Here is a 20,874-nt window from a genome sequence, read left to right on the forward strand (position 1 = left end):
ATATGTTTTTAAATCTTTGTCAACAATATTTAGAATCTATTCTACAATTGGAATAGATCTATGTCCTATTGCTATGGCTAAATCGTTTAGATGAAGTAGTCCTATACTTATAAATAGGCATACCACTATATGTTCTCCTGATCTAGCTATACCTAATTTCCCACCAAAATTAAGACCTAATGCTTTAGAATTTAATTGGCTTATAGCATCCTTAGCTGCCCCTGCTACTGCTCCTTCATGGACATGAATATCCTTTATAATCCCAGTCTTCTTTGATGCTACCAAAGCCCTTTCTATAATAGTAGGTATAGAATTGATTAGATCCCCACCCACATCAACTGCACAAGATTTGATGCCTTCTTTTTTCAATTCATCTATTATTATCCTCTCCTCTTCCCTAGTGGATACTGCCAACTTAATAGCTGCCTTTGCAACTTCTATACTACTACTGTTCATATTCATTCCTCCTCTTGTATTTGATTTTATTATAATACCCGCTCAAATACAATATCAAATCTATTATTACATGATTAATATACTCCTCTTAGGATACAATCCTTGGTAGTAAATATATGTTGATTAATGATTTTTGTTGTGATAATATTTTTTGCATGTAAAATAAACTTTATATTAACATAAATAGTTTGATACAAGAGAGGAGAAAAGATATGAAAACTAATGTTTATATACTTTATGGAGGAAAATCAGTAGAACACGAGGTGTCATTAAAATCTGCATCAGCAATATTAAATGCTTTAGATAGAAATAAATTTAATGTTTATCCCGTATATATTACAAAAGAAGGTATATGGTGTAGTTTAGGATTATTGGAAGAAAAAATAAAAGATATAAGTCAGATACAAGTAAAACCCACCACTACTGTAGCTAAATCCATAGGAGAATTCTTAGCAAATGATTTTAAAGAAGGTGAAGAAAACATCATATTTCCTGCTATTCATGGAATTAATGGAGAAGATGGTACTATACAAGGTCTCTTAGAATTAATTGACGTTCCTTATGTAGGAAATGAAGTACTATCCTCTGCAATAGGGATGGACAAAGTAATAATGAGGGATATTTTTGCCAAACATAATATACCTCAAACAAAATATACCTCCTTTAGATTCCATAGTTGGAAAGATAATGAAGAAAAATGCTACAAACAAGTGGAAGAAAAGATTGGCTATCCTTGCTATATTAAACCTGCCAATTCTGGTTCTAGTGTTGGAATATCCAAAGCTGAAAATAGGAAAGAACTTAAAAATTCCTTCCAAGAAGCTTTTCTATATGATTGTAAAATAATAGTAGAAAAAGAAGTGATAGGCAGAGAAATGCAAACCTCTGTTATAGGAAATGATTATCCCAAGGCTTCTATATCAGGAGAATTCATCATGGAAAGACCTTTCTTCGATTATAACGCTAAATACATAGATGGTTCTATAACTCCTGTAGTCCCTGCCTAATGTGGCAAATAAGGTAAAGGAAATAGCAGTTAAAGTATTCAAGGTGCTAAATTGTTATGGTCTTGCTAGAGTAGATATATTTGTTACTGATGATAATGATGTATTGGTCAATGAAATAAATACCATGCCAGGATTTACCCCACTAAGTATGACACCAGTTCTATGGGAAGCCACCAATGGTACTACCTATGCTGAGTTAATCGAATGGCTAATAAATTTAGCCTTTGAAAGATATCAACAAAAAAAAGCTATACTATATACGAGGAGCGTTGAAGAATGATAAGGCGTAAATTAAAAGAAATAGAAAAAATGGCTAAAGGCTTTAATTTAGCAGAAGAATATGAGGAAATCTATATTGAAGGAATATCTACAGATTCTAGAAGTATAAAAAAAGGGCAACTTTTTATCACATTAATCGGAGAAAACTTTAATGGACATAATTTTTTAGAAAAAGCAATAGAAAACGGAGCTATTGCTACTTTATGGGCAAAAAGTGAACCAATACCCCCTTTAGATTTTCCTATAATAGCTCGTTGCAGAATTCTACAACTCGCATAAATACTAAATTTAATTTATTGAAATGGCTAAGTTTCCCCCATTTTTGGGTATATATATTAACAAGGCATTTAAAACTAAAACCAAAAATGAAAGGAGAAACTTATGCCAATTTCAGCTAAACAATTAAACTTCTGTGATATTTCTACTGATTTTGATAAGTTTTATAATCAAAATCAAGATACTTTATTTTCTTTATTAGACGAATTCATTAATATTAATGATTTTATTCCATTTTCTTTTTATCAAAAATATTATTCTAAACTTTGATAATCTTAATGACCTGTTTAATAATTTAGTCGATTATACTGAAGAAATTTCTCAAAAAATTAATCCTTTTTTATCTTCTATCTTAATTACTGATACTACTGGATTTGAAGCTTATGTCACTGAGAATAATCCCAAATTTTATCAGTCTGAACTTAGAAAAGCTAAAGCTTATTCTAAGAGGATCGCGAAGGATAATCTTAACTCAAACTTTGACGTTGAAAAATATGCTCAAGGGCAAATGCCTAAGTACGCTAATTCTAACCCAGATGCAAAGCTTGCTTATCTTAATGGTCATTTTGGATATTATTTGAAATGTTCTGTTTCTACTAACGCTCTTGGTCTTGTTAGAAACGTCAACTTCTATGATTCTGACAATAATCTTGATTTAGATTTAAGTCCTAAGGATATAAAAGATTCTTATGATTCTAAGTCGCCAATTCCTACTCTTGAAACATATTTTCAACTACATCCTAATTTCTCTTATAAATATTTTTTAGGTGATTCTGGTTTTGATGCTGATGATAATTATGCCTATCTTCACGAAAAAAAGATTATGCCTATTATTAACTTAAATCCTCGTAATTCATCAGATTTAGCTCAGCCTGGATTCAATGATGTAGGTGTTCCTCTTTGCCCATATGATTCTTCTCTACCTATATACACCACAATTATCGCTTTAATTCCTCTATCCCACGCGATAGCTTAAAATGGCAAAAATTATATAGACTTAGAACTATCTGTGAAAGATCTATTTCTCAAATTAAAAATTTTATACAAATTAAAACATCTAAAGTTAGAAATACTATATCTTTAAAAACTGATGTTTTACTTGCTTGTATTTCTCAATTAGTTGCCTTTATTCTTATGGTTAAGACAGAAAACCATAAGAATCCTCTTGCAATTAAATCTTTAGTTGCATAGACTAATTTAAATTATTTAATTAAATAATTATTTTTTCAAAGGTTTATTAAACCTTTATTTTGCTATACTCTTTTTTGTGTATAACTTATATACCTACATAGTTTTATGGAATATTCTCACCTTCTGTTGTGGATAACCTTTCATAATTTTAAAATTCTATTCTGCAACTAACTAATTTTCCTATAATACTGGTAGAGGACACCTTAAAAGCTCTTCAAAACTTAGCAAAAGAATACCGGAATCAATTAGATGTAAAAGTAATCGGTATAACTGGCAGCAATGGAAAAACCTCAACAAAGGATATTTTGGCTAGCCTATTAAATACTAAATATAAAACTCAAAAAACCCTTGGGAACCTAAATAATCATATAGGTACACCCCTTACTATTTTAAATCTAGATGAGGATACTGAAATGACCGTTATTGAAATGGGTACCGACAATTTTGGACAGATATCTCTATTGACCTCTATAGTTAAACCCGATGTAGCCATGATAACTAACATTGGCGAAGCTCATCTAGAGGGATTGAAGACTAAAGAAAATATAGCAAAAGCAAAATTGGAAATTCTAGAAGGTTTAAATAAAGAAGGAATATTTATATACTATGGAGATGATCTAATACTTAGTAAAATAATTAAAGAAATCAATATCAATCAAAGGATATTGACCTATGGTATAGAAAAAACTAATGATTATCGCTGCGAATTAAATATGGTAGATGAAAATGGTATATCCTTTAAGTTAAAATCTCCTTATGAACAGGATTACTTTTTACCAATGCTAGGAAGTCACAATATGCTAAATGCAACAGGAGCCATTGCAATAGCTAGGTATTTTAATATACCAATGAGTCTATCCAAGAAGGTCTATACCATGTGGAGAAAACTGGTATGAGAAATGAACTAGTATTTGCAGAAGGATTTACCATATTAAACGATTCTTATAAATCTAACCCCTCTAGCCTATTAGCTGCACTGGACACTCTATATAGTATGAAACAATATGAACAAAAGATAGCCGTAATCGGTGACATGCTTGGGCTTGGAGATGAAGAAATTAAAATGCATGAAGAAATTGGGGAAAAAATAAATCCTAAAGAGATATAATATTTATTTACTATTGGACCCTTAGCAGAGCATGTTGCCAAAACAGCTGGAATAAATTTTGATAAGGATAAAATAATATCCTGTAATAATAAAACTCAACTAGTGGAAAAATTAGAAAAGGTCATCAAGCCTAAATCCATTATATTGATTAAGGCTTCTAGACCTTTGGAGCTAGAAGAGGCAGTGGAAAGATTACAAAAAGAAGTAATCCTATCCAAAGATGAAGTAGTTTGAGATATTATCGGTGAAGAATTCTTCACCGATTTATTTTAGTTTATTTTTTATAATGACTATTTTAATATCTCCATAACTTATGTATTCAGGAAGAACATCTTTTATGGGTTTTAATCTATCTAATCCTATTTCATCTATAGCCCATAGTATCTTTTTCTCTTTATTAGGATCATCTATAAATCTAGACCAATCTATCCTATCACCCCTTTTTTCACACTTTTCTAAATGCTTAATTATAGTATCTATAGTAAAATCTCTCTTTTTAGCAATCTCCTCTAGGGACAAACCTTCTAGATAGTACTCATAAGTTAAATCATATCTATCCTTGGATCCTTCTTTTATTTGTTTTTCTATCTCTACCCTTTTGATATTAGAGGTATCTATTTTATTTATATCCACATAATCTTTTATGATATTGATAAAATATTCTCCATAGTTTTCATATTTTTTTATACCTACACCTTTAATATTTAAAAACTGCTCTTTATCTTGAGGAAAGTAGGTAGCCATCTCCTTTAAAGTTGAGTCATGAAATATTATAAATGGAGCTACACCTTTTTGTTGAGCCAATCTATATCTATACTCCCTCAACTCCTCAAACAATTCCTCATCATAATTTTCATCTATGTAATCTAAATCCAAAGTTCTTTTTTTGATAATTTGTTTTGCTTCTAGAAGATCCTTTTTATGAAATACCTTTACCTCTCCTTTTAATACTTGAATAGAAGCTGAAGTTAATTTTAAAACCGGATACTTGTCCGCTGTCATGTGAATGTAGTCCATGGATACTAAAGTCATAATTATTTCTTTCAAAGCAGGTTCAGTATACTCTCTCATAATCCCATAAGTAGATAAATTATCTAAACCTAATTCTAATATCCTCTTACTTTTAGATCCCCTTAATATTTGAGTTATCATTGTTACTCCATATTTTTCTCGAACCCTATATATACAAGAGAGAATCTTCTGAGCTTCTATTGTAATATCTACCATTTCTGATTGACTCAAACAATTTCCACAATTATTACATTTTTCATCTTCTATTTCTTCCCCAAAATAACTCAATATATTATTCCGTAGGCAATCATTAGTATTACAATAATCTACTAAATACTGAAGGTTTTCATACAACATAAGCTCCCTTTCTGGAGAATAGGTACTATTTTGAATTAAATACTTTTGTTTAACTATATCCCCTGGGGAATAGAGAAGTATACAATCGCTAGGCTTTCCATCCCTTCCTGCTCTCCCTGCCTCTTGATAATAAGCCTCCATATTTTTAGGCATATTATAATGAATAACAAATCTAATATCTGGCTTGTCTATACCTAGACCAAATGCATTAGTAGCTACAATTATTCTAGTTCGATTATGTATAAAGTCCTCTTGATTCCTATGTCGTATATCATCTGGCATTCCACCATGATAAGCTACAGCCGATATATTCTTATCCTGCAATCTTCTAGTCAAAGATTCTACGGTCTTCCTAGTAGCACAGTATATTATTCCAGACTCCTGTTGAAAATTATTCTCTAAATACTCAATTAAGTAGGTAAATTTATCCCTAGCCTTCACTACTTGATAAAACAAATTAGGTCTATCAAATCCCACCACGGATATCAATGGATTTCTTAATCCTATTAATCTATTTATCTCATCTACTATTTCTTTGGTAGCAGTAGCAGTATAGGCTGATACCACAGGCCTTTTGTTTAAGCTATTAATAAATCTAGGTATCTCAAGATAACTAGGTCTAAAATCATGCCCCCATTGGCTTATACAGTGAGCTTCATCTACAGCAACCATGGAAATATCTATATCCTTTACCAAATTTAGAAATTGATATGTATTCAATCTCTCTGGTGCCACATATACTATTTTGTACTTTCCATTTTTAACATCCTCTATTCTATGATACTGCTCTTTCTGGTCTAAAGTACTATTTATATAAGTCCCCTCTATACCTATTTCCTCTAGTGAATCCACTTGATCTTTCATCAAGGATATTAGGGGAGAGATGACTAGGGTTACCCCATCGAATAAAATAGCAGGCAATTGATAACAAAGGGACTTGCCACCACCAGTAGGCATTACCCCTAAAACATCTCTTCCTTTTAAAGTTTCTTCTATTAATTTTTGTTGTCCTTTCTTAAATTCATCATACCCAAAATAGGTCTTCAATGCATGCTTAATATCCATATATTTCACTGCCTCCTATGAACTTTATCTATAACATAAATTCGAAAAAGTAAACTATTATAGACAATATACTTACTATAATCCTATTTAAACTCATGTTATTATTGCATAAATATCATATTTTCATTATAACATTTATTTTATATCCTTTCATTTTCAACAATACTTTCTAAATAGAAATAATATAAAACCTACAAAATATATGATATAATCATAGATAATAGTATTATAATTTTCTCAAAATTAACAAATTTTAAATACTTTAATGGATAAAATAATATTATCAAACATGATATCTTTTATATTTAAAGAAAGGAGGCTTTTAAAATTATTTGAAATCAATATAAATATCGTTATGTTTTAAAAAATATAGTTTTTTAACTATAACATCATTAAATAGGAGGTTGAAAAATGAACTTTCAAGTAGGTAAAAAATATTACGGATTTAATCTAAAAGAAGAATATGAAATAAAAGAAATTCAATCCATTGCACGAATTTTTACTCATGAAAAATCTGGTGCAAAACTATTACACTTAGAAAACAATGATGATAACAAAGTGTTTTCCGTAGGTTTTAGAACTCCACCCCCAAATAGTACAGGAGTTCCTCATATAATAGAACACAGTGTTCTATCAGGCTCTAGAAAATATAGGACTAAAGAGCCTTTCATGGATATGGTAAAAGGTTCCTTACAAACATTTATAAATGCCATTACTTTTAGCGATAAAACTCTATATCCAGTAGCAAGTAGAAATGACAAAGATTTTTTTAATTTGATGGATGTATATTTAGATGCTGTATTTTATCCAAGAATATATGAAGAACCTAAAATATTTATGCAAGAAGGATGGCATTATGAAATATTTAACAAAGAAGATCCTATAGTATATAAAGGAGTCGTGTATAATGAAATGAAAGGAGCTTACTCATCTCCAGAAACAATTTTAGATGAAGAAATTAGTAAATCCCTTTATCCAGATACTTGCTATAAATATTCATCTGGAGGAAATCCAGATGTGATACCAGAACTTACTTATGAGGAATTTTTAGATTTTCATAAACGATTTTATCATCCATCAAATAGTTATATATATGTATATGGCAATGGAAATATTGAAAAATATTTAGAACATATTGATAAAGATTATCTATCTAATTTTAATAAAAAAGATATAGATTCCCATATAGATGCACAAAAACCCTTCCAAAAGAGGAAAGAAATATTAGCATATTATCCAATTTTAAAAGATGAAGATGATAAAAATCGCTCTTACTTAAGCTTAAATTTTGTTTTAGGTGAAAATACCAACCCAGAAACTTATTTAATGACTGATATACTACGTTTAATGTTAATTGAATTAGAAGGAGCACCAATAAAAAAAGCTCTACTTCAAGATAATATTGGAGAAGATGTCTTTTCCATAAATGTAGGAGGAATACAACCTGGCTTTGGTATAGTGGCTAAAAATACTTCCTCAAATAAAAAAGAAAAATTTGAAAACATAGTTTTTGATACTCTAAAAAAACTAGTCGAAAAAGGAATTGATAAAAAATTAATAGAAGCTTCTATCAACATTGTAGAATATAATTTACGAGAAGCTGGCAATTTCCCAACAAAAGGATTGTTATATAATATACAATCTATGGATAGTTGGTTATATGATGGTAGTCCAACTGCTCATCTTCAATATGAAGATACTATAAACAAACTAAGAAAAAACATAGACACAGGATATTTTGAAAAATTTATTGAAGAACGTTTAATCAAAAATCCCCACAGTTCTATGGTCATTGTAGAACCTAAAAAAGGTCTACAAGAAGAAAAGGATAGGGCATTAAAAGAAAAATTGGCTAAATTTAAGAAATCTCTTAGCGATAAAGAAATTGAAGATTTAATAAAACAAAATAAAGAACTTAAAAAAATGCAGCTATCAGATGATACTCCTGAAGCTAAAGCAACTATACCTAAGTTATCTTTATCCGATGTAGATAAAAAAGCAGAAATAATTCCACAAGAAATAATAAAATTTAAAGATATTACTCTTCTTTCTCACAATATATTTACCAGTAAAGTATCTTATGTAGACTTTTACTTTGATACTTCCGTAGTAGAAGAAAATTTGATTCCATATATAAGCTTGTTAGCAGGGATCTTAGGGAAAATAGATACTCAAGTTAGAGATTACTCAGAACTTGAAAATGACATATATATACATACAGGTGGAATAAATTTTGGTGCCAATATTTATATAGAAAATGATAATAATGAAATATTCTATCCCAAATTTATAGTAAGTGGCAAAGCTGTGGGAAATAATATCAATAAAATGATGGAATTGATAAATGAAATACTCACTCAATCTAAGATTGAAGATACAAATCGAATCAAAGAACTAATACAACAAATTAAGTCTAGAATAGAAATGAGTATATTCAATATGGGAAATATTTTTACTTCTTTAAGGGTAAATTCTTATTTTTCACCTTCAATGAAATATGCAGAAAAACTTAAAGGTTTAGATTATTACTGGTTCATATCTCATATTATTGAAGAATTTGATAATAATAGTCAGGATATTTTAGATAATTTAAACAAGGTATATAATGATATATTCAATGCAAACAATTTAATTATAAGCTTTACAGGAGATAAGGAAGATTTAGATTTAACGAAAAAAAGCCTTCCAATAGTTATCAACAATCTAGATAAAGAAAATTTAACCTCTAAAAATTTTGATTTTATTGAACAAAAATTAAATGAAGGTATATTATCTTCCGCTAATGTTCAATACGTATCTAAAGGATACAATTTTAAAAAACTTGGATATGAATACAGTGGAAATATGAATGTATTAGCTACCATTCTTAATGGAGATTATCTTCATAATAGAATTAGAGCCCAAGGCGGTGCCTATGGAGCAGGCATAACAATAGATAGAACTGGTCATCTAACTACTTACTCTTATAGAGATCCAAATTTAAAAGAAAGTATAGATGCCTATGACAATATGGGAGAATATATAAGAAACCTAGATATAGATGAATCAGAACTAAGTAACTATATTATAGGGACTATAAGCCGTCTAGATCCTGCAATGACTCCTCATGGTAAAGGACAATTAGCTACCAGTAGGTATATTTCCCATATAACTCAAGAAGATATACAAAAAACTAGAGATGAAGTACTAAATACAAAACTAGAAAATATTAAGGCTTATGCTTCACTCCTAGAAGATACAATGAAAGAAAACTACTTATGCGTATTGGGTAATGAGTACAAAATTAAAGAAAATAAAGATCTGTTCAATAAGCTTGTAAAGTTAAAGAAATAATAAAAATCCAGTATATATGCCAGTATTATTAAGTTAAGAAAATTAATCAAAGTTTTAAAAACAGAGTATGTCTTAAGACATACTCTGTTTTTTATGTATTTTATGGAATATCTAAAAACATTTTGAAAAATTATAGAAAATCAACATTTTTTAATTATATATTAAATGATTTGTCTATTTATTTAATAAATTGAGAATAAAATAAATAATTTTGTCTTTAAGTGTAGAAATTAATCAATCACTAATGTATAATGTCCTTGTCACTAACTTTTATTAAGAAGGTGGTATTATGGAAAAGAGTTGTTTTTCTTATGACGAAGAACTTATTAAATATAATACTAAAATAAACATTATATGTGGTATTTGTGCTACTGTAGCATTAAATTTAGTTAATCCATACTTTGCAAAATTTGCTGAACGATTAGGAGCTACTGATTATCAAATAGGTCTTCTTACTTCTCTACCCCATTTTGTAAGTATATTTGCTTTTATACCAGGAGCAATACTTATAGAAAGTAGTAACAATAAAAAACAAGTAACTGGAACTATAATGTTAATACATAAATTTTTTTATTTATTACTTGCTGCAGTCCCATTTTTTTATAATCTCAATCGTGCCAACTTGTTTGTTATATTAGTAGGACTTATGAACTTACCTGGTTCAATTGGAACCATGGGATATCAATCAAGCATTGGGGATGTATTCCTTCCTAGAGAAAGAGGATTAGCCATGGGTCTTAGAAATAGATATGCAACTATATTTAGTATGATAGTTACTTTTATATCGGGAATGTTACTCACAAAAATACCTAAAAACAACGATGAAACTATATTTTTATATCAAATATTTTTCGTTATAGCCTTTGTAGTATCTTTGGGAGAAGTAATAGCTTATTTTAAATTTAAAGGCATAAAAAAAGATAGAAATAACCATCATAAGTATATTGACTCTTTAAAAGAAACCCTTAAACAAATTCCAAAAGAAAAAGATTTTATAATTTTTACCCTTTGTTCCCTATTTTTTAATATAGGATGGATGGGAGCCCAGCCATTATTTAATATATATTCTATTAAAGTACTAAAGGCAAATGAAATCCACCTAAGTGCTCTTTCTATTGCAAGTAGTATTTCTTCTGTAATCGCTTATACTAAATGGGCTAAATTTGCCGATAAAAAAGGAAATAGCTTTGCACTAAGTATAGCTATATTTGGAATGGGAATCACTCCAATATTATACGCACTATCCAGCACCATAAAACAACTTGTATTATTTAATATAATAATAGGCATTTCTGTAGCAGGTACTACTTTAATTTTATTTAATCAATTACTAGAAGTAACTCCTAAAGAAAATAGAACAATCTATATTGCCATATATAATACATTTATTGCAGTAATCTCTGCCATAGCTCCAATGATGGGAATAGCTTTAAAAGAAGCTACTAATATAAAAATTTCATTAGTGATAATTGGTTTACTTAGAATTACCGCAAGTATATTTTTCTTCTTAAAGGACAAGCATAGGGTAGCATAGCATTGAGGATAGTACACAACAAAAACAGGAGAATTACTCTCCTGTTTTACCTCTAAATAAATCTAAAAATCTTTCCCAAAAACTTTTATCATTTTTTTCTTCAATTTTTACTTGTCTTTCAGAGCTTTCTATTTTTATTGCCGGTGTTTTCATTACAAATTGGCAAGTGGAATTATTTACATTTCTACTATCTACAAAAGAAGTATAGTTGTCTTCAGTGTCTTCCCCTTTTTCTGCAAATATTTCAACAGTGTATTTTATTTTACTTATACCTTCATCATTTATTTTAGATATTCCCTTAGTCAATTCCTCTTGACCTTCAGCTAATTCCTGTACTTTATCTGGAAGGGTTTTTGTATTGTTATTTATTTTTGAAATTCCATCATCCATTGAATTTAGACCTTCAAACAATGTGTCTAATCCATTAGTTAATTGAATATGACCACTATACATATTGTCTAATTCCTTAGGCAATGGTTGAAGTTTTTCATTTAATTCATTATATCCTCCAAGTATTTCATTTAATCCATTATTGTATTCAATATAGCCTAGATACAATTTATTGCTATTTTCTGAAATAGCATTCATACCTTTATAACTTTCATCTAATCCACTACTTAAATTCCCAATAGCCACTCCTTCACCAATTACTCCTTCTGCCAATGCTTTTACCCTTGGATCTTGGCTATTTTGTAAAGATTTAGCTAATTCTACTAATTGTTTATGATTGGAATTAAGAGTAGTAATACCATTATTTAATTCCTTTAATCCATCATCTAAATTAGATGTTCCTTCTTTTAATTGAAATAAGCCATCTTTAATACCACTGCTTTTTTCACCAATTGTTTGTAATCCATAATTTAATTCTCCAATTCCCTTTACTAAATCTCCTATGCTCTCCTTTAAAGTTTTAAAACCTAAATTAAACTGATTAAAACCTTTAGATATTTCTTTAGTTTTGCTATTTACCTGGCTAAAGCCAGAATAAAATTCACTAATTCCATCTGCTAAAACCTTTAAACCATCTTTTAAACGAAACGTCCCTTTACTTAATTCTTTAGACCCTTCCTCTAATTCATTAAAACCTTCTGCCATTTCATCAATCCCTGATGAAAAATCCTCTAAATCTTCTGATACTGGCATTTTAGAATTAATCGAGGAAATTAAAATTGAATCTAATTCTATATTTTCCCCTTTAGCCTCTATACTAAATTTCCCATCTCCAATAGGTAAATGAGTAAATACAACTGTCATAGTTTTACCTACTACAGAAATTGTTCCATTTTCTACTTTAATATTAGAAAAAATATCTAAATTAAGAGGTACTTGAATTTGAGTAGTCAAATTGTTTTCATTTTCTATGGATATATCTATTTTTAAGTTGCCTGATTTCCCTGCTAGTTCTTCTCCTGTGATTTCTTTCCCATCTAAGAAATATTTAATATTTATTTTCATAGGTAATTCCTTTTTTATACTTGCTTCATAATATATATCATTATCTTTTAATCCTTCTAAAGGCCACTTTATTTTATCTTTTTCTATAATTGGTTCAACATCATCTACCAATACATATATATTGTCATATTTCCCATAATCAATATAATATTTATCTTGATATTCATTTTGAATATCACCATGAATTCTATTGACTACTACAATCTTTTGAGGATTTCCATTATAGTCTAAGTTTGTATATATAGTTTCATCCTTAAAAACTTCTGCAAATCCTATAGAAAATCCAGAAAATATTAAACTCAATATTATTAAGATAGAAACTATTTTTCTCAAAATTATCGCCTCCTTCTGTCATTAATTTCAGACCAATTAAAAGTGCTAACCCTAATAATTTTATCGAACATAATCAATAAAGATGGAAGGACCATTAAAACCAAAATTAAAGATATAATAGCTCCTCTACCTATTAAAAGAGTTAATTCCTTAGTATTGGACATGCTTGTAATCAAATACACACTAAAAGTACCAGTAAATAGTATTAATGCTGACGTAAGTATAGATCTTCCCGTATCCTTTATTGTTTGAATTGATGCATCATTTCGATTACTAATTATTTCTAAATTTTCTTTATATCTAGATGTAAATAATATTGCATAATCTACTGTTGCACCTAGTTGTATAGCTCCTATTATTATAAAACTAATAAAATTTAGTTCTGTTCCTTGTATATACGGAATGGCTAAATTAATCCAAATTCCTAACTGAATAATAAAAACTAAAATTAAAGGAATTGATATAGATTTAAATGCAATTAAAATTATGCTAGATATTAAAATTATAGATAGTATATTTACATTTTTAAAATCTTTTGCTGTAGTCTTCTGTAAATCAGAATATATAGCCGATTCTCCAGTTAGATACCATTCTTCATAATAATTGGATACTTTTGTTTTAATTTTATTTAAACTTTCCTTAGTAATATCTCCTTCCATTGGCAAATTTAAATTTATATTGATTAAAGAATAGTTCTCTGATTGAAAATTACCTTTAACATCTTCTGGTATAAAAGTTTCTGGAATTACTACATCTACCATGGAATACAATCCTTTTACATCTACTACTCCTTCCATATCTTCTAATTCTTTTATAAGCTGAAATTCTTTTAACTTATCTCCTTTAGGTAAAATCAAAGCCAATTGATTTTTATTTGAAAATAATTTATCTATTTCCTTAATCGCTATATTAGAATCAGAAGATTCTGGTAAAATTTTTTCATTAGCATAATAATATTTTATATTGGATTGAGCTAGATATGCTGGTATTGCTATTAATATTGCTATTATTAAAAATATATACTTTCTTTTTATGATAAAAGCTGCAGATTTCTTAAAACTTGGCATATAAACTTTATGTTTATATTTTTCAATCGCTTCATCGAATAATAAAATCAAAACTGGAAGTAAAGTAACTACAGACAATAAGCTAAAAAACACTCCTTTGGCTAAAACCATACCTAAATCTTTCCCAATAGCATATTTCATAATCATAAGAGCTAAAAAACCTGCAATAGTAGTCAAGGATGAAGATGATATTGAAATAAAAGTTTTATGTATCGATTCAACCATAGCCTGTTCTTTATCTTTATGCTTTCCTTTTTCCTCCACATATCTATGCAGCAAAAATATAGAATAATCCATAGACACTGCTAATTGAATTATAGCTGCTACAGAATGTGTAGTAAACGATATATTGTCAAATATTACATTTGTCCCCATATTTAATATAATTGCTGCTCCTATAGTGATAAAAAACAATATTGGTTCAATAAAAGATTCTAAAGATAAAAATAATATTATTGAAACTATCACAAAAGCTAATAAAGAATAATATTTTACTTCCTTAGCTGTTGTATATTGTAAATCGTGAGAAACAGCAGCAGGCCCGCCTACCATCCCCTTTTCCCCTAGAATATTTTTTATTTCTTCTATAGCTTCCACAGTTTCTAATGAATCATTTGAATTGACAAAATGTATTTGGATTAAATTAGAATTTCCAGAAATAAATTCTTTTTTTATATTTTCATCCATAAAATCTTCGGGTTTAAATATATCCTCTACAGTTCCAAGCCATATTACCTCTCTTACTCCTTCTATGGTCTCGACATCCTTCACTATATTTTCTATTTCATAGAAAAGTTCATCATTTATTAATATGTAAGCAATGCCACCTATACCGAACTCTTCTTCTAATATATTTTTCCCTTTAATTGAATTTAAATCTTTAGGTAAATATAAACTTAAATCATAATTCACTTCTACAAATCTATTTCCTATAAATGCTACTATACATAATATTAAGTACAAAAATATTATAATTTTTTTATGTTTTACAATGAAATTTGCTATAGTTTCCAATTAATCACCTCCAAATAAAAAAATGTATTTAAACAATTATTTTAAACATCTGTTTAAATACATTTTATTACTCTTTTACTTTAAAATCAATACATATTTATTATTTCACTATAGTATCCACTAAGTTTTCTATATATCTTTTTCTTTCTACTTCATTATTTAAATCCATAAACACATTATTAGTATCCTTAATATTTGGTATCATTTGAAAAATAATAGGTCCTATTACTCCAGAAAATAATTGTATATATTTAAAATTTAAAATTTCTTCATCGTTTATATGTGTAAGAGAATATATTATATTTTGGATATTTTTCTTAGACTCTATACTCCCTAAAATTTTATCTATGATTTCTGGATTATAGCTCTTATCTTGTAAAACTAAATTTGTTACTAGCATTATTAATGCTGGATAATCTAGAACAAACTTCATCAATGCATCTGCCCAATCTATTAATTTTTCTCTAGGCTCTTGCATCTTATCCATTATTATTTTGTTTTGTATATCAAATAATAATCCAGAATAATGTTTTTCTACCTTTTTTAATAAATTATCTTTTGAACCAAAATGATAATTTACAGAAGCAACATTTACTCCAGCTTTTTCACAAATTTCTCTTACGGTAATATCTCCCTTAAGTCCGTATAATTCAATGGTAGTAGATAAAATTTTTTCTTTAGTATTTAAATTTTTATCATCCATCTTAATCACCTCTATTGTTAATATTATACCATTGAAGATGGATTTTTTCCTAAGGGATTGTTAGATAAAATTATTAATCTTTAAAATTAATTAAAGCAGCATCTTCACTTTAAAAGTAAAAATGCTGATAATTGTTTATATCTATTCTATTAATTATTTTACTGTATAACCTTTGCTTTTTAAAATTTTTATTATTCAGTATCCTCAACTAGATAGTTACTTTTTTATTTCAACATCCCATTTTTTTCTTGTAAAGACATACACACTAGTAATAGTAGTTGAAAATATTAAAGAAAATATTATATGAACTATTAATCTCTGCCAACTCATAGTTTTATCTCTGTCTATATAATTTAAATATACTGATGAGACAAACCATAAAAAAAACGAAGAAATAAATGTATAAATCTTAATCTTATTAAATTCTTCTTTATCCCCATTTTTTAGTACTTTATAAGTTATCATTGTGACTAATGGTGCTAAAGATAATACAACTATTATTTTTACCGAATCCACATAATCCATCTTGAATCCAAATATATATATTGCACTTAAAAAAATTAATATGACTAAATGTATAATAAGATCTTTATAAAAAACTTCTTTCAAATTTTCTACTTTTTTAGTTTTCATATAAATTCCTCCAATTCAACATAGTATCAAATATAAAGATATTTTTGGACACCCAAACCTTGAACTTTAAACATTTTTAATTAATTGGATTTTTATCATATATATTTTTTATTCTGCTTATTCTCTTTTCTAATTTTGGATGTACATCAAATCCTTTTATTTCATCATTATTTTCAACTTTATTCATCAATTCCATTTTTTTCAATGCATTTATTAAATCATCTTTATTATCGCAAATACTCACAGCAAACTTATCTGCATCAAATTCTTGTTTCTTAAAATATTTGTTTGCAATTAACTGTAGTGCTATTCCCATTCCTATAAGCATTGTAGAATGCAGCAAATTTTATACCAGCAACTACATACGGTAATGCTGCTTTTCCGGTTAAATATAATACTGCTACACCAACACCACCATCAATATTCTCAAGTTCATTTTCGTTTAAATATTCAAATTTACTATTCAATGTTAATTCCATTCTATTTCATTTCTCCTCCCTAAGTTTTTTATATAAACAAGTCCCCCTCCGCGATTAGTACTAGGTTACTTGCATATGTTTAATTTAGATATATAATTTAATTTCCATAAAATTTTTAAAATATTTTTTTACATTAATAAGCTAAATCCTTTATAGTTGCTAATTGAAAGTCTTTCATATTCTTTCTATAACAACTTATCCCCATAAACTATTATATATATCACTGACATCATCCTCCAATCAATGATTTTAATTCTATAAATGTATATAAGTTTCTATATAATATAGCCTTTTGTATATATGGGATAAAATCCTTTCAATGTATTCAAAGATGTATAAAATAATCAAATTTACTTCTCTAAAAATATCCTTCTCTATTTGAATTCCATAATATTCTGATTATTTAATACTATATCATTCTCTTTATAGTATTGCTATAGAAATGGACGAACAACATGATTTTATAAAATATGTATTTGTCCATTAACTACCAATATACTTAAAATTAGCACCATTTGCACTTGTTAATACAGCTTCTATAGTATTTTGGGGAGAACCAAAATGTCCAGATGAGCTAAAAAAATTAATAGGTCCCAAATAATATTCTAAAAACTAAATAATTTTCTCCCTCAATTTTTTCATTAAATACTTCTATATTACCATTATGTTTTTTTATAATTTCTTTAATATTATATAATCCATAACCTCTTTTACTACTTGATTTTGTAAAATATCCTTTATTAAATATCTTATTGATACTTTCTACACTTAGATATGGATGTTTATTTTTAATTTCTATAACATTCATATCTTTTTCTTTTTTTAATTTAAACCCATAGTCTCTTATATCTATCCAGAAATCTATTCCTAGTTCCTTAGCTTTTTTTACTTTACTATACAAAAAACCTACTAATATTTTATTATCAAGTTTAATTAAATCTTCTAAATCTCTATTTACCTCTATCTCTTTTATATAATTTTCCCTAAAATTAACAATATCTTCATAGTCTGTACTTGTAACGGCAATCATATTTAATACTTGAATATGATTGTCAAATTCATGCTGCTTAACCCTTATTTCATTAATTAATTCATCAATTCTGGGAATATAATCTTCATAAATTTGTAATTGTTTTATTTCATATTCATTCTTCAGGCTATCTCTTAACATAATAAAATTTACATATATTGCCCCCAAAGAAAAAGTGGCCATTACAATTATATTTTTTAAAATACCTTCAATATCTATATACCAATGCATTAATATGGAAACTAGTAGAATAAATAAATTTAACATTAACCCTTTAAATGCTTTGCTATTTTGAACTTTTTTAGCCTTAACTAATTTATTTGACAGCATCATATATTCTGTAATATCAAATATTCCCAATATAATTAATTCAATCAATTTCATAAATCTTACCCCTAATATAATCTTTATATTTCCTTCCTATAGGTATAGGAATCTCAACTCCTTTGAGGTAAATATCATTTTCAGTCTTATGAATTTTTTCTATATAGTTCATATTAATTATGTATCCTCTATGACACTGCACAAAATTTCCCCCTAGTTTGTCCATTAACTGCTTTAAAGTATAGGTAGATAAGCTTATCTCCTCATTTATGGTTACAATAAATAATTTTTCTAGATTCAATATAAATTATTTCATCTTCGTTTATAAGGTAAGAATATTCTCTCTGCTTTATTTTTATATAAGTATCTTCTTCCATTTCTATCCCATAATTAATTAGGGTTTTTAAAATATGTTCTACCTCCTCATCTTTAAAAGGTTTTACTATATAGTCATAACAATGTATCTCTTTAAATGCCATTAGTTCTCTTGTAGGAATTGCTGTTATAAATACAATGGGGGTTAGTTTATATTTATCTATATCTCTGATTTCTTTAGCTAAATCAAATCCTGAATAGTCTTTTAATTGAATATCTAATAAAAACATATTGTAATCCATGTTTTTAACATATTCTAGGGCTTTTTCTGCATATCCCGTTATGTTAATTCTTATTTCTTCGTTTATTGAATTTATAATAGTTGTTAATCCCTTTGCAATTAAAGGTTCATCCTCAACAATTAGTACATTAGTCATCCGAATCACTTCTTTCTAGATTATATAACTTCATTATATTTGATAAATATGGAATATTCAAGAAATTAATGTAATATATCCTAGAAATTACTTTACCTTATTTACAACTATTAGACTTAACGTCATCTTGTTTTTATATCTTATATATGATATGTTATAATAACTAATAAAAAAAGTGTTTCCTTGGCACCCACTTTAAAAAAATCAAGGGATTATTTGACATCCCTTTTGGGATGTTTTTTTATTCTAATAATTTGGGTAGCCAAGATGAAAAATCTTGGAGGGATGTTTATGAATACTAAAAAACTTACAAAAGCTGGAGTCGTGATTGCTCTATATGTGGCATTGACTTATGCTTTTTCTTCATTGTCTTATGGACCATTGCAATTTAGAGTATCAGAAATACTCACATTATTAGCCTATATAGATCCATTTTATGTACTTCCATTAACTTTAGGCAATGCTTTGGCTAATATAGGGAGTCCTTTTGGAATAATTGATGTAGTATACGGTACTTTTTTAAGTTTCCTAGCATTATATTCCATGAGTAAAACTAAAAACATATATATAGCCAGCCTCTGGCCAGCTATATTTAATGCATTCATAGGATTAGAAATATATTTATTATCAGAAACTCCTGTTAACTTCTTTATAGTAGCTGGACAAATTGCTTTATCTGAATTTATAATAGTAAGTTTAATAGGTGTACCTGTTTTTAAACTTATTGAGAAGAATGATTATATCATGAAAATGTTGAAGGATAATTAAACCTATCTTATTTCTCTAAACTAAGAATAAATAAAAAAATATGTAATAATAATTAAATCTAAAATAATTACCTTGAAAAAATGATATATGCCAAACGTTAGAAATTATCCCTAACGTTTGGCTATTTTCTAGTTTCTCAATGTAGCCTTTAATTTATTTTTATCTAAAATAATATTTATTGCCTCTATAATATTTCTTGCTACTATATCTGCTTGCCATAATAATTTCCCTGAAGCTCCTTCTCCCTCAATTATAGCTATAGATAATGTAGCTTCTTTAAACATAGGTATATCATTAAAACCGTTTCCCACTGCTAAAGTTTTTTCTTTACCTATTTTTTCGACTATATCTTTTTTAGACTTCCCTGCATTTTCTTTAGGAAAAGTTAGTATCTTAACAGGAATATTTTTGCATTGTTCTACTACAGTTCCATATGTATCTGCTGTAAGTATATAAAGATTTGCATACTTTTCTAATTCTAAAAAAAGTTCCCCTACTCCCTCTAATATCTTCCCATCTACTGCTATGGTTCCATTATAATCAAATACAATGTTTTCAATCTCTATATTTTCTCTCCCGGGTATTTCATATATTATCAATTATATCCACCTCCCATATTTAAAAATTGACTTCTATATAGTTCATAATAATATCAATGATATAAAAAAATACAATATTTTGTTGAAATTTTTAGATTTT

At 27.7% G+C, this 20,874-nt stretch carries 23 protein-coding genes; 11 read left to right on the plus strand and 12 right to left on the minus strand.

Features of this window, described 5'->3' with window-relative positions:
• Nucleotides 1-36: 36 nt before the first annotated feature.
• Nucleotides 37-456 (minus strand): HutP family protein, encoded by a 420-nt coding sequence (locus tag JL105_RS10515; RefSeq protein WP_132028681.1) that lies wholly within the window; start codon nucleotides 454-456, stop codon nucleotides 37-39.
• A 212-nt stretch (nucleotides 457-668) separates the two neighbouring features.
• Between JL105_RS10515 and JL105_RS10520 the strand changes: the two genes are divergently transcribed.
• The 7 genes from JL105_RS10520 to JL105_RS11585 all read left to right on the plus strand — a co-directional run bounded on the left by JL105_RS10520 (nucleotide 669) and on the right by JL105_RS11585 (nucleotide 4,551).
• Nucleotides 669-1,463 (plus strand): D-alanine--D-alanine ligase, encoded by a 795-nt coding sequence (locus JL105_RS10520; protein WP_273542359.1) that lies wholly within the window; start codon nucleotides 669-671, stop codon nucleotides 1,461-1,463.
• A 1-nt stretch (nucleotide 1,464) separates the two neighbouring features.
• Complete coding sequence (locus JL105_RS11580; RefSeq protein WP_273542360.1) at nucleotides 1,465-1,743, plus strand: D-alanine--D-alanine ligase; 279 nt, start codon at nucleotides 1,465-1,467, stop codon at nucleotides 1,741-1,743.
• Nucleotides 1,740-2,021, plus strand: coding sequence for a Mur ligase domain-containing protein (locus JL105_RS10525; RefSeq protein ID WP_132028684.1), 282 nt, complete (start codon nucleotides 1,740-1,742; stop codon nucleotides 2,019-2,021). The genes JL105_RS11580 and JL105_RS10525 overlap by 4 nt, the downstream gene beginning before the upstream one ends.
• Nucleotides 2,022-2,238: 217 nt before the next feature.
• Nucleotides 2,239-2,994: a hypothetical protein gene (locus JL105_RS10530; RefSeq protein WP_202690516.1), complete on the plus strand. Its 756-nt coding sequence runs from the start codon at nucleotides 2,239-2,241 to the stop codon at nucleotides 2,992-2,994.
• Between the two features lie 520 nt (nucleotides 2,995-3,514).
• Nucleotides 3,515-4,105, plus strand: coding sequence for a Mur ligase family protein (locus JL105_RS10535; protein ID WP_158280040.1), 591 nt, complete (start codon nucleotides 3,515-3,517; stop codon nucleotides 4,103-4,105).
• Nucleotides 4,102-4,317, plus strand: a complete 216-nt coding sequence (locus JL105_RS10540) for a glutamate ligase domain-containing protein (protein ID WP_132028690.1) — start codon at nucleotides 4,102-4,104, stop codon at nucleotides 4,315-4,317. Before JL105_RS10535 ends, JL105_RS10540 begins: the two co-directional genes overlap by 4 nt.
• Before the next feature lie 102 nt (nucleotides 4,318-4,419).
• Entirely contained in the window at nucleotides 4,420-4,551 is a 132-nt protein-coding gene (locus JL105_RS11585) for a hypothetical protein (RefSeq protein WP_273542361.1), read from the plus strand.
• A 30-nt stretch (nucleotides 4,552-4,581) separates the two neighbouring features.
• Here the strand turns inward: JL105_RS11585 and recQ are convergent, their stop codons facing one another.
• On the minus strand, nucleotides 4,582-6,750 hold the full coding sequence (gene recQ, locus JL105_RS10545) for a DNA helicase RecQ (protein ID WP_132028693.1): 2,169 nt from the start codon (nucleotides 6,748-6,750) through the stop codon (nucleotides 4,582-4,584).
• A gap of 411 nt (nucleotides 6,751-7,161) precedes the next feature.
• Here recQ and JL105_RS10550 point away from each other — a divergent pair, with 411 nt between their 5' ends.
• Both JL105_RS10550 and JL105_RS10555 read left to right on the plus strand, forming a co-directional pair.
• Complete coding sequence (locus tag JL105_RS10550) at nucleotides 7,162-10,083, plus strand: insulinase family protein (protein WP_132028696.1); 2,922 nt, start codon at nucleotides 7,162-7,164, stop codon at nucleotides 10,081-10,083.
• Between the two features lie 289 nt (nucleotides 10,084-10,372).
• Nucleotides 10,373-11,617 (plus strand): MFS transporter, encoded by a 1,245-nt coding sequence (locus tag JL105_RS10555; protein WP_132028699.1) that lies wholly within the window; start codon nucleotides 10,373-10,375, stop codon nucleotides 11,615-11,617.
• 33 nt (nucleotides 11,618-11,650) lie between these two features.
• Here the strand turns inward: JL105_RS10555 and JL105_RS10560 are convergent, their stop codons facing one another.
• The 6 genes from JL105_RS10560 to JL105_RS10585 form a co-directional block, all read right to left on the minus strand.
• Nucleotides 11,651-13,405, minus strand: coding sequence for a hypothetical protein (locus tag JL105_RS10560; RefSeq protein ID WP_132028702.1), 1,755 nt, complete (start codon nucleotides 13,403-13,405; stop codon nucleotides 11,651-11,653).
• A gap of 2 nt (nucleotides 13,406-13,407) precedes the next feature.
• The gene (locus tag JL105_RS10565; protein WP_132028705.1) at nucleotides 13,408-15,486 is read right to left on the minus strand and encodes an efflux RND transporter permease subunit; all 2,079 of its coding nucleotides are present in this window, start codon (nucleotides 15,484-15,486) and stop codon (nucleotides 13,408-13,410) included.
• Nucleotides 15,487-15,586: 100 nt separating this feature from the next.
• Nucleotides 15,587-16,189 (minus strand): TetR/AcrR family transcriptional regulator, encoded by a 603-nt coding sequence (locus tag JL105_RS10570; RefSeq protein WP_132028708.1) that lies wholly within the window; start codon nucleotides 16,187-16,189, stop codon nucleotides 15,587-15,589.
• Between the two features lie 216 nt (nucleotides 16,190-16,405).
• Entirely contained in the window at nucleotides 16,406-16,822 is a 417-nt protein-coding gene (locus tag JL105_RS10575) for a hypothetical protein (protein ID WP_132028711.1), read from the minus strand.
• Between the two features lie 76 nt (nucleotides 16,823-16,898).
• Nucleotides 16,899-17,150, minus strand: coding sequence for a M48 family metalloprotease (locus JL105_RS10580; RefSeq protein WP_132028714.1), 252 nt, complete (start codon nucleotides 17,148-17,150; stop codon nucleotides 16,899-16,901).
• Complete coding sequence (locus JL105_RS10585; protein WP_132028717.1) at nucleotides 17,098-17,301, minus strand: bacteriocin; 204 nt, start codon at nucleotides 17,299-17,301, stop codon at nucleotides 17,098-17,100. The genes JL105_RS10580 and JL105_RS10585 overlap by 53 nt, the downstream gene beginning before the upstream one ends.
• Nucleotides 17,302-17,839: 538 nt before the next feature.
• Here JL105_RS10585 and JL105_RS11715 point away from each other — a divergent pair.
• The gene (locus JL105_RS11715; protein WP_420485360.1) at nucleotides 17,840-17,902 is read left to right on the plus strand and encodes an AgrD family cyclic lactone autoinducer peptide; all 63 of its coding nucleotides are present in this window, start codon (nucleotides 17,840-17,842) and stop codon (nucleotides 17,900-17,902) included.
• Here the strand turns inward: JL105_RS11715 and JL105_RS10595 are convergent.
• From JL105_RS10595 to JL105_RS10600, 3 genes are read right to left on the minus strand one after another with little or no spacing between them, the layout of a single operon-like run.
• Nucleotides 17,885-18,715 (minus strand): sensor histidine kinase, encoded by an 831-nt coding sequence (locus tag JL105_RS10595; RefSeq protein ID WP_132028720.1) that lies wholly within the window; start codon nucleotides 18,713-18,715, stop codon nucleotides 17,885-17,887. The genes JL105_RS11715 and JL105_RS10595 overlap by 18 nt on opposite strands.
• On the minus strand, nucleotides 18,702-18,956 hold the full coding sequence (locus tag JL105_RS11490; protein ID WP_237722277.1) for a LytTR family DNA-binding domain-containing protein: 255 nt from the start codon (nucleotides 18,954-18,956) through the stop codon (nucleotides 18,702-18,704). The genes JL105_RS10595 and JL105_RS11490 overlap by 14 nt, the downstream gene beginning before the upstream one ends.
• Entirely contained in the window at nucleotides 18,919-19,407 is a 489-nt protein-coding gene (locus JL105_RS10600; RefSeq protein WP_237722278.1) for a LytR/AlgR family response regulator transcription factor, read from the minus strand. The genes JL105_RS11490 and JL105_RS10600 overlap by 38 nt, the downstream gene beginning before the upstream one ends.
• 291 nt (nucleotides 19,408-19,698) lie before the next feature.
• Here JL105_RS10600 and JL105_RS10605 point away from each other — a divergent pair, with 291 nt between their 5' ends.
• The gene (locus tag JL105_RS10605; RefSeq protein ID WP_132028723.1) at nucleotides 19,699-20,175 is read left to right on the plus strand and encodes a QueT transporter family protein; all 477 of its coding nucleotides are present in this window, start codon (nucleotides 19,699-19,701) and stop codon (nucleotides 20,173-20,175) included.
• Nucleotides 20,176-20,303: 128 nt separating this feature from the next.
• Here JL105_RS10605 and JL105_RS10610 read toward each other — a convergent pair whose 3' ends face one another.
• Nucleotides 20,304-20,774: an HAD family hydrolase gene (locus JL105_RS10610; protein WP_132028726.1), complete on the minus strand. Its 471-nt coding sequence runs from the start codon at nucleotides 20,772-20,774 to the stop codon at nucleotides 20,304-20,306.
• Nucleotides 20,775-20,874 lie beyond the last annotated feature (100 nt).

Origin of the sequence: Keratinibaculum paraultunense (assembly GCF_016767175.1) — a bacterium.
Classification (GTDB): domain Bacteria; phylum Bacillota; class Clostridia; order Tissierellales; family Tepidimicrobiaceae; genus Keratinibaculum; species Keratinibaculum paraultunense.